General features: G+C 39.2%; 9 protein-coding genes. 8 read left to right on the top strand and 1 reads right to left on the bottom strand.

Annotation, left to right across the window (positions count from 1 at the left end; all coding sequences use genetic code 11):
• Positions 1–4 precede the first annotated feature (4 nt).
• Positions 5–274, bottom strand: coding sequence for a hypothetical protein (locus tag CGC64_RS10110; RefSeq protein ID WP_005677810.1), 270 nt, complete (start codon positions 272–274; stop codon positions 5–7).
• A gap of 193 nt (positions 275–467) precedes the next feature.
• Between CGC64_RS10110 and CGC64_RS10115 the strand changes: the two genes are divergently transcribed.
• The 8 genes from CGC64_RS10115 (at position 468) to CGC64_RS10150 (ending at position 12,560) form a co-directional block, all read left to right on the top strand.
• Positions 468–1,427 (top strand): tyrosine-type DNA invertase cluster 3b, encoded by a 960-nt coding sequence (locus CGC64_RS10115; RefSeq protein WP_032855173.1) that lies wholly within the window; start codon positions 468–470, stop codon positions 1,425–1,427.
• 401 nt (positions 1,428–1,828) lie between these two features.
• Positions 1,829–2,578 carry a YjbH domain-containing protein gene (locus tag CGC64_RS10120; RefSeq protein WP_032837640.1) on the top strand — a complete coding sequence of 250 codons (750 nt, stop codon included), beginning with the start codon at positions 1,829–1,831 and terminating at the stop codon, positions 2,576–2,578.
• 6 nt (positions 2,579–2,584) lie between these two features.
• Entirely contained in the window at positions 2,585–3,802 is a 1,218-nt protein-coding gene (locus CGC64_RS10125; protein ID WP_005680616.1) for a hypothetical protein, read from the top strand.
• A gap of 43 nt (positions 3,803–3,845) precedes the next feature.
• Positions 3,846–5,279 (top strand): hypothetical protein, encoded by a 1,434-nt coding sequence (locus CGC64_RS10130; protein WP_005677818.1) that lies wholly within the window; start codon positions 3,846–3,848, stop codon positions 5,277–5,279.
• A 471-nt stretch (positions 5,280–5,750) separates the two neighbouring features.
• Entirely contained in the window at positions 5,751–6,644 is an 894-nt protein-coding gene (locus CGC64_RS10135; RefSeq protein WP_005677819.1) for an ABC transporter ATP-binding protein, read from the top strand.
• Between the two features lie 15 nt (positions 6,645–6,659).
• On the top strand, positions 6,660–9,977 hold the full coding sequence (locus CGC64_RS10140; RefSeq protein WP_005677820.1) for a golvesin C-terminal-like domain-containing protein: 3,318 nt from the start codon (positions 6,660–6,662) through the stop codon (positions 9,975–9,977).
• A 17-nt stretch (positions 9,978–9,994) separates the two neighbouring features.
• Positions 9,995–11,491 carry a TolC family protein gene (locus tag CGC64_RS10145; protein WP_005677821.1) on the top strand — a complete coding sequence of 499 codons (1,497 nt, stop codon included), beginning with the start codon at positions 9,995–9,997 and terminating at the stop codon, positions 11,489–11,491.
• A 7-nt stretch (positions 11,492–11,498) separates the two neighbouring features.
• Complete coding sequence (locus CGC64_RS10150; protein ID WP_005677822.1) at positions 11,499–12,560, top strand: efflux RND transporter periplasmic adaptor subunit; 1,062 nt, start codon at positions 11,499–11,501, stop codon at positions 12,558–12,560.
• Positions 12,561–12,598 lie beyond the last annotated feature (38 nt).

The following is a 12,598-nucleotide window of genomic DNA, read 5'->3' on the forward strand; positions in this document are numbered from 1 at the left end:
GTTTTTAGTTCAATTTTCCGATAGCTTCAATAATCTCGTTTACCTTTGCATTAAAATCAGCACGGAATTTTTTATAAAAAACTTTCACATTGCCCGGTTCTGTGTGGCTGATACGGGTCACAAATTCATCCTGCATCTTCAATACTTCAGACATCAGCTCATCTGCTTTATCCTTATCTGTTCCAGGGATAAACATGCTGTTGATTAAACACTCGGTGAACAACTCTCCTGCGATATAGTTTACGTTTTTCTTTAGTTCTCTTCTACTTGCCATAATCTTTACATTTAATGGTGAATAATAAAAAATACTTGTGGTAAAGATAGGCACTTTCTTTGATTTGTGCGAATAAATAATCGAAAAAACATTATTCGAGCCTTTATCTTTTTATTTTTATAGTGGTCGAAATCATAAAGTAGCTTATTTTTGTTCTTTCTCATACATTATATTATTTATAAAATTATTTGTGATGCAAAAAATGAATAAAAATGGATTTAGCCGATGTGCAGAGATGTATATCGAGCGTTTACGGAAAGAAGGACGGTATTCTACGGCGCATGTCTATAAGAATGCCCTTTTATCTTTCACTACGTTTTGCGGTACGTTCAATGTATCGTTCAGGCAAGTGACCCGGGGACGTTTGCGTTGTTATGGGCAGTACCTATATGAATGTGGCTTGAAACCTAATACGGTTTCTACATATATGCGTATGCTTCGCAGCATTTATAATAGAGGAGTAGAATCGGGGAGTGCCCCTTATGTGCACCGATTATTTCACGATGTCTATACAGGGGTGGATATCCGGCAAAAGAAAGCCTTGCCGGTTGCCGAGCTTCACAGGCTTTTGTATGATGATCCCAAATCGGAGCGCTTGCGTCATACACAAACTATTGCTGCTTTGATGTTTCAGTTTTGTGGAATGTCATTTGCCGATTTGGCTCATTTGGAAAAGTCGTCCTTAGACAGTAATGTGCTACGATATAATCGTATCAAGACTAAGACTCCTATGAGTGTGGAAGTACTTGATACTGCGAAGGAAATGATTAATCAGCTTCGAAGTAACCAAGTGACTCCTTCTGACTGTCCCGATTATCTGTTTGATATCCTGTCTGGCGACAAAAAACGGAAAGATGAAGGAGCTTATCGGGAATATCAGTCTGCACTTCGAAAGTTTAATAATCGTTTGAAGGATTTGGCAAGAGTGCTTCATCTAAATTCGCCTGTATCTTCATACACTCTTCGTCACTCTTGGGCAACAACAGCTAAATATCGCGGAGTTCCTATTGAAATGATAAGTGAATCATTAGGCCACAAATCTATAAAAACAACACAAATCTATCTGAAAGGTTTCAATCTGCAAGAACGTACAGAAGTAAATAAAATGAATTTATCTTACGTTAGAAATTGCTATGTAACTAGGGGTAAATAGGTAAAATGCTGATAATAAGCAGTGAGGTATGTGTGTTACTTCTTAGGTAACAGAATTAAATTTGACGCAAAGATAGACAAAAAAAGAAATAGCAAACAAATAATCCTCCATTTTTTTTCGTTTTATCTGAAACATAGGGCAAAAAAATATCCGAACATGAAATAATATTGTCTTCATGCTCTGTTGCTAATTTGTTTATATTCAAAAGGATTTCCTCTTTCACTAAAGCCAGAAAGCCCTTTGGTACCACATTTGTCGATGTTTTTCTCTATTTTCATTCCGCTTAGTTTCGATTGTGTGTGTTCTGTTACCTAAGAAGTAACAGAAATATGAATAGTAAAAATAGCAGATTAATCAATTCTTTGAGAAAATTGCTATTGGGGAACAATATACAAATTGAGATGGAACAAACTAAAGCTGTTTTCAGGAATAAGCCATTTATTTTATTGAAAGGCATTATTCTACTTCTGATTTTCATATTGACGACCAGTTTGGTTCGTGCACAATACTCCTTGGGATCGACAGGACAATTAATGATACCTACTGCCGAGATGCAGGAAACCGGTACGTTTATAGGAGGAGCAAACTACCTACCCGAGCAAGTTACCCCTTCTGTTTTCAGTTTTCCTACAATGAATTATTTCGTGGATATGACACTGTTTTCTTTCATTGAATTTACTTATCGAATGACATTACTCAAAATGACAACGGCTACGGGAAGAACAGGTTATCACAATCAAGACCGTTCCAATACGATTCGTATTCGTCCGTTAAAAGAAAGCCGTTATTTTCCGGCTGTTGTGATTGGGGGGGATGATCTTCTGACTGAAGGAAAAACTCCATATTGGGGTGCCTACTATGGTGTGCTTACTAAAACAATCGGATTCCGTTCGGGACATCAACTGGCAATTACGGCGGGTTGGTATTTTCATCAGGGTGATAAGCCTGTATATAATAAAGGACCTTTCGGCGGAGTTCGTTATACTCCCTCTTTTTGTCGGGAATTGAAATTCATGGCGGAATATGATACGCATGGTTGGAACATTGGTGCTGCTATGCGCTTTTGGAAGCATCTATCCGTCAACGTGTTTACCCGCGAATTTACATGTGTGTCTGCCGGTTTACGGTATGAATGTACATTAATACATTAAATGAAGATGAAAAGAATAGTTGGTATAGTATATGTTTTTCTCTGTTGGGGAATTTCGTTACATGCACAGTCCGTTCGTGTGATCGAAACTTTGAAAAAACTGGAAATGGAGAATATCTCGGTTGTAGAGAAAAGTGACACGATAACAGCGGCTTTTGAGACTTCTGTGTATAGAGGAGCTTATAATGGGATCGGTATTGCCATACGTCATTTGGTTGCTATGCCAGAAATGCCGACTCTACAATTGGTTATATTAGATAATGCGTTACCCCAGCTGTGTATAACTCTCCCGGCAAAACTGGTTCAACAGTATCAGTCCGGTGAATACACGTTGGATGAGGTATATCGTAATATGGAGATGACGACTTCTACAGGAACCGCCATGCGTCGTTTGAAAGGAATAAAAAGGGAAGACAGTACTTTCGGTAAGGTGGATTTGGTGTTATATCCTGGTGTGATGTTAGTCAATAATGTAACTTATAAACTATATAAGGCGGCTCTTGATCTGCAACCCGCTCTGGAAATGCAATTATGGAAGGGGGCTTCGCTACGGATGCAAGTCAGTCTGCCTATCGTAAATAATGAAGAAGGAAAGTGGGACTGTGTTCGCTTGGGATTCATGACTTTACGTCAGGATTTTCGTTTGGCTAATCATTGGAAAGGATACCTGACAGGCGGTAATTTCTCAGATGATCGTATGGGAGTTGCTGCGGGAGTCGGTTATTTTTCTGCAAATGGTCGGTGGACGGTAGAAGGTGAAGGAGGAATTACCGGTTCTTCTCATTTCTACGGTAGCAAGTGGGAGATGAGTAAGTGGAAAAGAATCAATGGACGGCTTAGTGTGGGATATTATGTGCCGGAAGTGAACACGCTGGTGAAGGTGGAAGGATCCCGTTTTATTTATGGAGATTATGGAATACGCGGAACTCTTTCACGTTATTTCGGCGAATATATTGTGGGTATATATGGTATGTATACGGACGGGGCAAAGAATGCAGGGTTTAACTTCTCTATTCCGTTGCCGGGGAAGAAACGCAAACGGCATGCATTGCGGATTATGCTTCCCGAATATTTTGCTTTTCAGTATGATATGCGTAGTGGGAATGAATACGCCCACCGTTCTTTGGGGGAAAGTTATAATACCGAGCCTAGGTCTGTCGAGAATTCACGTTTCTGGCAACCGGATCATATTCGCTATTATTTAATTAGGACGAGTGAGAATTGAACATGATTGATATGAATAAGTATTTTAACAAATTTGAAACATTATGAAAAGTGTAAAATGGATGTATGTGAGTGCCATGGCGATAGCCTTTGGTATGTTGTCTTTTGCTACAGTTGCATGTCATGACGATGATGACGATCCTAAACCGGCAGAAGGAGAAGTAATTGAAACTCCGAAACCGGTGGTAGAGTATTACATTAAAGGTGCTGTAACTGTAAAAGGTGAAGGAAAAAGTGGGGTAAAAGTGAAAGTTGGCGATAAAGATTGTATAACGGATTCGAAAGGTGAGTTTTCTGTAACGGAAAGTAATACGGGAACTTATGAGGTTTCTGTTGCTCCTAATGGTTATCTTTCTCAGAAAACTTCTGTGAAAATTGCTGATAATGCTGAGAATCGTAGTGTAGTAAAAGTTGCTTTTGCCTTGACGGAAGTAAGTCCGGTAAAAGAAGTGGTATTGGATGAAATGACAGATCCAATTACTGTAGAGGATGAAAGTACATCAAATGAGGCGATTCCTACAACCACAGAAGACTTTGGACAGGTTGAGCCGGACAAAGTTGTTGAAGATATGCCTCTTGCGAAAGTGGAAATTGTGATCCCGGCAGGTGTAATTAAAGAAGATGCGCAGGAGGATCCGACCCTTGTGAAAAACGGTAAAGTTGATATCAGTGTAACTACATTTGTTCCTGCTCCTAAAGAGGTTGTTACTGAAGTTAAGCCTACTGAGGTCGTAGAAGCTGTAAAAAGTATACCTTTGGCTGCTGCTCAATTTCAGCCGACAGGTTTGCAGTTTAGCGAACCTGTAAATATTTCTATTCCTAATCCTATTCCGGGGGTAACTTTCCCTAAAGCAACTATGCAACTTTCCTATCTGAATCCGGATAACGGGGAATGGGAAGTACAGGCTGCTGAAGTTACAGTGGGTGAGGCTAATTATAAAGCTCCTGTTACACACTTCTCTGCTTATGCTATAGAGAATCAAGTAAATAGTAAAGTAGAAAAAGAAGTAATTCAGAAAGACGAAATCCTTGGACAGGAAAGTCGTGACAATAGCGAGAATGCAAAGGCCTTGACAGGTATCGTGTTGAAGTATAAAGAAAAAACAGGTTGGGATTACGAGAAAGGTAGAGGTGTAGTTGAGGCTATAAAAGAAGCATTAGGAAGTAGCGTTCCCGAAAATACACTAAACGCAATGGCTGCTTATCTTAAAACTCGTATGTACTCATTAATGGGAACAACATCTGGAGTAACCGAAACTGAACGTACATACAATACAGTGAATGTAAATGGTTATACTGAGATGAACTATACTTGTTATGCCAAGACTCGTAAAACTACATTATCTACAACAGTAGTGTATGGCGGAAGCGAAAAAACAATATCTGTCTCTGCGATACGTTATACAGGTGCTGATCAGCAATATAAGACGGTAACTTATAATCCTACTCACAGCGGTGGTAAGGGAGGTAGTATCTAAGATATTTATTTGAGATATATAGTAGGGGCTTAGATTTATTCGTAGCGTGTGAATCCCTACTTTACTATGCTGGTTAGGAAAAGTACAGAGGTACATCTTATCTAATCTAGCTTACGCATCAGATTTTATTTTGATGCACATTTCCCCTTAATATCAACTGTCTGTGAAGATCGTTGATATGATTTTGATGTTATCTGTCTGATTGAAGTCAGTAGAATAAGTTTTTAATAATTAATTTTTTAAGATAAAACCCTTTTGTGTATGCTCCTTTTTTAATAAACCCTTTGGGGCATATTCATATAGAGTATAGAGAGAGGAGGTCACTGTGAAGCGGCTTCCTCTTTTGCATTTGAATGAATCCAGTATCTTCTATTGACTGCTAATATAAGTTAATCTTTACAATTGTGCTTCTTGTAATATAAATAAACCCTATCTTTATCAGCCAATACAACATAGGCTTAACAAAATGTCATGAGCATAACTATTAAAAACCTCAATAAGATTTATCCAAATGGAAACCATGCATTGAAAGATGTCAATCTGGAGATTCCTACGGGGATGTTTGGCTTATTGGGTCCCAACGGTGCCGGCAAATCTACTTTAATGCGTATTCTGGTAGCTCTAATGGAGCCAACTTCCGGACAGGTTGAAATCTGTGGATACGATTTGATGAAACAACGGAAAGAAATTCGTGGTATTTTAGGATATCTCCCTCAGGACTTTCGTTTCTTTGCCAAATATAAAACGTATGAGTTTTTGGACTATGCAGCCCGTCTGTCGGGAATGACTCAAAACAGGCAAAGAAAGCAGGCTGTGGATGAAATGCTCGAAAATGTAGGATTGTTTGATGTACGTGAGCGGTATGCTAACAAATTATCAGGAGGCATGAAGCGTCGGTTGGGAATTGCGCAGGCATTGATACATCATCCTAAAGTAATTATTGTAGATGAACCTACTACCGGGCTTGACCCCGAAGAACGTATTCGTTTCCGTAACCTTCTTTCCGAAGTTAGTGAAAATGACGTCACTATTATTTTATCTACCCATATTGTAGGAGATATCTCCAGTACTTGTAACAATATGGCGTTGATGAACCGGGGGGAAGTTTCTTTCTATGGGTCTCCGCAAGATATGTTGAAGAAAGCCGAAGGCAAGGTGTGGAGGATCAGAGCCGGTGGCGATCAATTGCATGAGATTGATAAAAAATATCCGGTCATATCTACTATTCCCTCAGGGACAGCTTGGGAGGTACAGGTGGTTGCCGATAAAGTAGAAGGATACGAAGCGGAGCCATTTCCTCCTAATCTTGAACACGCCTATGTATATTATATGGAGAATCAATTAAACCTTTGGACAAACGACTAAACACGATATGCTGATATGACCTTTTTATCTAATATACAATCGGTAGCAAAGTATGAAAGCAAGTTATTAATAAGAAGTTGGTTCTTCCGGGTGTTTACAGTGCTCGCCATAGGTATCACTACTCTTTTTAATTTTCTCCTATTTGTATCGGAGGATACTTACGGATTTTGGATTGCTATGTCCATTCCGTCGAATATCCCTTATCTAATTCTGCTATTGCTGAATACAGGACAGGCTGTCATTGCTATTTTTCTTGCCTCTGATTTTCTGAAAAGGGACAAGAAACTGGATACGTCGGAAGTCTTTTATGTCCGTCCGTTAAGTAATGCCGAGTACGTGATTGGTAAGATCTGGGGGAATCTGCGTGTTTTTCTGCTGCTCAATCTTATTATTATGGGCATTACAATGGCATTCAATCTGACAGTGGGAGAAGTGGACTGGATAGCTTATTTATTATATTTTCTGCTGATTAGTGTACCTACGCTCGTTTTTATTATTGGCCTGTCTATCTTTCTGATGTTGGTGCTGAAGAATCAGGCACTCACTTTTGTTATTCTGTTGGGGTATATCGGATTGACTGTTTTTTATATTGAGGATAAGTTTTATTACCTTTTCGATTATATGGCGTATAGTCTCCCATTAGTAAAATCTACTATTGTTGGATTTTCCAATTGGGAAGTAATTTTGAATCACCGGGCTATCTATTTTCTCGCCGGCCTGGCATTTGTCTTTTTCACTATCTCTCTATTCCGGCGTCTGCCTCACTCGTCGCGTAGCAATTATCCATGGGTCTTTCTTTCTGTGTGTACACTCTTGCTGAGTTTAGCTTGCGGATATTGGCATGTGCATTCCATTTTGTATCAGGGCGATATACGGGCTGCATATACACGTGTTAACAACCAATATGTCGCTACTCCGAAGCTGTTTATTCATCAATATGATTTTTCGGTAGAACAACGTCTTGATGACTTTCTATCCGAAGTAACCATGAGGGGGGTAGCTTTGGACTCGTCTGCCGTATTTACGTTTTGCCTGAATCCGGGGCTGACCGTACGTTCCGTTGATTCGGATGGACAACCACTTAAATTCAAGCGTGACAAGCAAATCGTATTAGTGGATTTCGGTACGAATCTGGCAAAGGGAGACACTGCCTCAGTGACATTTAAGTATGATGGACAAATAGATAATTCGTTTTGTTATCTGGATATTCCTCCGGAAGTGTTACAGGCTTCTAAAAAGAAATTTCTGTTCAATATTGATAAACAATACTGTTTCCAGACAAAGGATTATTTATTGCTTACTCCCGAAACATATTGGTATCCTCGTGCCGGAACTGGTTATAGTGATGAAAATCCGGACTGGCAACAAACTTATTTCAGCAATTACCATTTGAAAGTGAAGCCTCTAGCAGGGTTGGTTCCGCTTTCCCAAGGCGAAGGTAAGAGCGATGAACATGGGGTTTATACGTTTAAGGGAGATTTTCCGTCTCAAACAATATCACTGGCCATAGGAGATTATCAGCAGAAAAGTATATCTGCAGACAGCATCCTATATAGTATCTGGCATCTGAAAGGACATGACTTCTTTTCGGCAGCTTTGGATTCTATCCACGATACGATCCCTTCATTAATACGTAATGTTAAAGACCAACTGGCTCGAAACTATAAATTGGATTATCCTTTCAAACGGTTTTCGTTGATAGAAGTACCAATACAATTTGTGGGTTATGAACGTGCTTGGTCGCAAGCACAGGAAACCGTGCAACCGGAAATGGTCTTATTTCCGGAAAAAGGGGCATTGTTTGATGATATGGATATGAAGAAACAGGTTCAAAACCATATACGTTGGTCGAGATATGGAGACAGGAATGAAATCAGTTTGCAGGAAGCACAGATGCGTACGTTCAATAATTTTATCTGGAGATTTGCGCAAACGGAAGGAAATTATAATTTTTCATCCGGTAGCAGGGGAAAAGGTAATCTTTCGTCAGAGGCAAATCCTTATTTTCTTTTTCCACAAATCTATAATTTCCGGTATAATATTTTTTCTTCGGAATGGCCTGTTGCCAACCGGGTGATTGAGTTGTATTTGCAAAAAAAATCAGAGAATGGAGGTTGGGAGCGTCAGATTAATGGTATTAGTAATAATGAAAAGGCTGTTCTGTTGCTGGAGAAGCGTACATTTAAAGAATTGCTGGTCGATATGGAACTGCGCAACTTGCAGAATAATATCGTCGGACAGGAAGCAAGCCGTCTTTTTGCCAGGGCAGAAATAAATATGGGCGTAGAAGCCTTTAGGGACTCATTATATTCATTGCTGAAACGTAATACTTTTTTGAATATAAAGTTTGAAAATATGCTCGATACATTGGGAGAGATAAGTCGGACAGATATTCGTTCATTGTTGGGAGAATGGGAAAAAACAACACCTCTTCCTTTTTACTCGTTAGGGGAACCAACATTGACTAAAATTACCAATAAGGGTGGAGAAGAATTTTTTGTATTGAAAATGCTGATAAGTAATAATTCGGATTATGATGGGATTATTCACATGGATATTCGTAAAGACGGTTGGTGGTATCAGCCTTTGGAAGACCCCAGAGCCAAAACAAAAATAGAGATGCCTGCTCATACCAGTAAGGAATTTGTTTCGGTTTGGGAAGATCAGATCCGTAATGTTGAGATTAATACTATGGTTTCGGGGAATCTTCCGAATATAATTAGTCAAGACATAAATAATGTCAAACAGGAACGAAACAAAATAGTCAAAGACAGTATTTATATATTGCCGGAATCTTCGTTCGATTTGCCGGGGGAAATTATTGTGGATAATGAAGATTCTACTCTTTTTATTCTTTCCGCTCCTCCCATTGTGGGGCTCTTGCCTAAGTGGTTGGACGAAGTGGAGGAAACACCTTTTAAATATTCGGGTATATCCTGGTGGCGTCCGCCTTTACAATGGACGGCTACTACCAATGACAGATATTATGGAAAATATATTCGTTCGGCTTTTGTGATTAAAAGTGGGGACGGCAGCCAGACTGCTACATGGAAAGTACCTGTACCGGAAGTCGGTCAGTATGACTTGTATTATCATGTATTCAAGGATGATGAACTTCGTTGGAACAATAATCTTCAGGGGGAATATCATTTTAAAGTAAAGTATGGCAGTGAGGTAGAAGATGCCTATGTTAACCTGAGAAAAGCAAATGAGGGGTGGGAACAACTGGGTAGTTACTACTTTGACTCAGATACGGTCCGGGTGGTACTGACAGATGAATGTAAACTGCGGTCTGTAACAGCCGACGCAGTGAAAATAGTGAAACGATATTAATTAAAACAGCAAACTATATGCAAATTGACTTACTACTATTAAAAAGAATGCTACTGGCAATTGTTGTTTTCATGGGAATTACATTACCCTCGCAAGGGCAAATTCCCTTAACGATTGACAAGGCTATGGAAATTGCGCAGGAAAACAGTCCTTCTCTCCGCCGTTCCTATATGAATTTGGAAAGGTATAAACAGAACCTGATTGCTCAGAAGGCTTCGTTGAAATCGCGGTTCTCGTTAAACCTGAATCCGTTAGATTATAACAAAAACAGGCGTTTCGATAACCGGCTGTCGCAATGGTATACTAATGAAACGCTCAACAGTAGTGGGACTTTTCAAATTGAGCAACCCATCTTATGGACGGACGGTACGATTTCGTTAATCAACAAGTTCGGTTGGCAAGACAATAATTCCATTTTGGAAGGGAATAAAACCAGCGACCGGGCATTCAGCAATGACCTCTATTTGCAATTGACTCAACCTATCTTCACTTACAACAAGCGGAAAATGGAATTGAAACAGATTGAATATGATTATGAAAATGCTGATATTAGTTATGCTCTGCAGCGGTTGAATACGGAAAAAAGTATAACAGACCAATTTTATGCTGTTTATATGGCGCAAAGTAATTTGGAAATCAGCCGTGAGGAACTAATCAATGCCCAGCAAAGCTATGATATTATAAAAAATAAGGTAGAAGCGGATTTAGCAGCCAAAGACGAACTTTTTCAGGCTGAGTTGAATCTAGCGACAGCTCGTTCGTCGGTAGACGAGAGTAAGGTGAGTTTGGAAAATGCGAAAGATAAGTTGAAACAAACACTTGGAATGAGATTGGATGAGGATATTTTAGTATTTGCCGAAGTTGATATTAAACCTATTCAAGTAGATTTGGAACAAGCTATCACACATGGATTAGGCTCACGGTTGGAACTTCGTCAGCGTGAAATAGAAAGTAAAGAACTTGAGTTTGAAATGATTAAGACGAAAGCATTGAATGAGTTCAAAGGGGATATCTCTTTGTCATTCGGATTAATGGGAGATAACCGTCATTTGAATAAAATGTTTAATAATCCGACACAAAATCCACGTGTTTCTATCAGTTTTACTGTTCCTATATTCGATTGGGGAGAAAAGAGAGCACGAATCAAAGCACAAAAGGTTGCACAACAAATTAATGAACTTGAATTTCATGAAGAAAAGGTAGATATTGAACTGAATATCCGTCAGGTATGGCGTAGTCTTGAGAATCTCCGTACTCAGATCAAAATTGCCGAGCAGAATGTGCAAAATGCTCAATTAACTTATGATCTGAACCAGACACGTTATCGGGAAGGCGATATTACCGGTATGGAAATGAGTCAGTTCCAGACACAACTTTCAAATAAGAAAATCACTTATACGCAAGCATTAATCAACTACAGAATAGAATTACTTAATCTTAAAATTCTTTCATTGTATGACTTCGACAAGAATATTCCTATTGTTCCGATGAAAGATATAATCGATAAAAAATAAGCAGACCATGAAACAGTATCACATTTTAATAGCATTTTCTTTATTAGCAACTATAGGCTTGACAAGCTGTGGTGACAGACCACAAAACGCACCCAATAACATTGCTACTCCGGTATCTGTTGTCGAACTGAAAAAAGGTTCGATCAGTAAACTGATAAATACAACAGGAACAGTACAGCCTACTTATGGGGTGTCTCTGAACTCTGAAATGAGCGGCTTTTATAAACTTCAAATTAATCCGAAGACAGGAAAAACTTTCAAAATGGGAGATAGGGTGAGTAAAGGTACGATAATTGTCCGGTTGGAAGACAAAGAATATGAAAACGGCATTGCTATCGACGCTAAAAAGCTCAGTCTCGAAATAGCCGAACAGGAGCAATCGAAACAAAAAGCGCTTTATGAAAAGGGAGGGGTGACGATGAGTGAGATGCGGAATACGGAAGTTAAGGTGACGAATGCCCGTTATGATTATGAAAACGCACAACTCAATTTGGAGAAAATGAAGGTAAAAGCTCCGTTTGATGGTGTGATTGTTGACCTGCCCCATTATACAACTGATATCAGGGTAGAGCAGGGTAAGCCGGTAGTAAGTCTAATGGCTTATGATAAAATGTATATGGATATCAATCTGCCGGAGAGCAGCATCCGCTATGTCAAGGAAGCACAACCGGTATATATTACTCATTACACCATACCGGGTGATACTTTGAGAGGGAAAATCAGCGAATTATCTCCCGCAATCAGTTCGGAAACGCGTACCTATAAAGGAAAGGTTTTAGTTGATAACAATCAACTAAAATTGCGTCCGGGTATGTTTGCTAAAGCAGATATTGTGGTAGACAGAGCAGACAGCTCCATTATTATCCCCAAGGACGTGATTCTGTCGAACCGTCGTCGCAAATATGTATATGTCGTTGAGAAGAATACCGCAAAGATACGTAATTTAGAAACAGGCTTAGAGGATGAATATAACATTGAAATCATATCCGGACTCAAAGTAAATGACAATCTGGTAGTGAAGGGGTTTGAAACATTGAAGGAAGATGCTAAAGTAAAAATTCAAAAGTAAATTATTCGTATGACGAATAAACGTGCCTTTTGAAAATA

The sequence above is a fragment of the Bacteroides caccae genome (assembly GCF_002222615.2).
GTDB lineage: Bacteria > Bacteroidota > Bacteroidia > Bacteroidales > Bacteroidaceae > Bacteroides > Bacteroides caccae.

Excerpts from the sequence above, each read along its gene's own strand:
- CGC64_RS10110 (WP_005677810.1), bottom strand. The coding sequence starts at position 274 with ATGGCAAGTAGAAGAGAACTAAAGAAAAACGTAAACTATATCGCAGGA.
- CGC64_RS10150 (WP_005677822.1), top strand. The coding sequence starts at position 11,499 with ATGAAACAGTATCACATTTTAATAGCATTTTCTTTATTAGCAACTATA.
- CGC64_RS10140 (WP_005677820.1), top strand. The coding sequence starts at position 6,660 with ATGACCTTTTTATCTAATATACAATCGGTAGCAAAGTATGAAAGCAAG.
- CGC64_RS10120 (WP_032837640.1), top strand. The coding sequence starts at position 1,829 with ATGGAACAAACTAAAGCTGTTTTCAGGAATAAGCCATTTATTTTATTG.
- CGC64_RS10135 (WP_005677819.1), top strand. The coding sequence starts at position 5,751 with ATGAGCATAACTATTAAAAACCTCAATAAGATTTATCCAAATGGAAAC.
- CGC64_RS10145 (WP_005677821.1), top strand. The coding sequence starts at position 9,995 with ATGCAAATTGACTTACTACTATTAAAAAGAATGCTACTGGCAATTGTT.
- CGC64_RS10130 (WP_005677818.1), top strand. The coding sequence starts at position 3,846 with ATGAAAAGTGTAAAATGGATGTATGTGAGTGCCATGGCGATAGCCTTT.
- CGC64_RS10125 (WP_005680616.1), top strand. The coding sequence starts at position 2,585 with ATGAAAAGAATAGTTGGTATAGTATATGTTTTTCTCTGTTGGGGAATT.
- CGC64_RS10115 (WP_032855173.1), top strand. The coding sequence starts at position 468 with ATGCAAAAAATGAATAAAAATGGATTTAGCCGATGTGCAGAGATGTAT.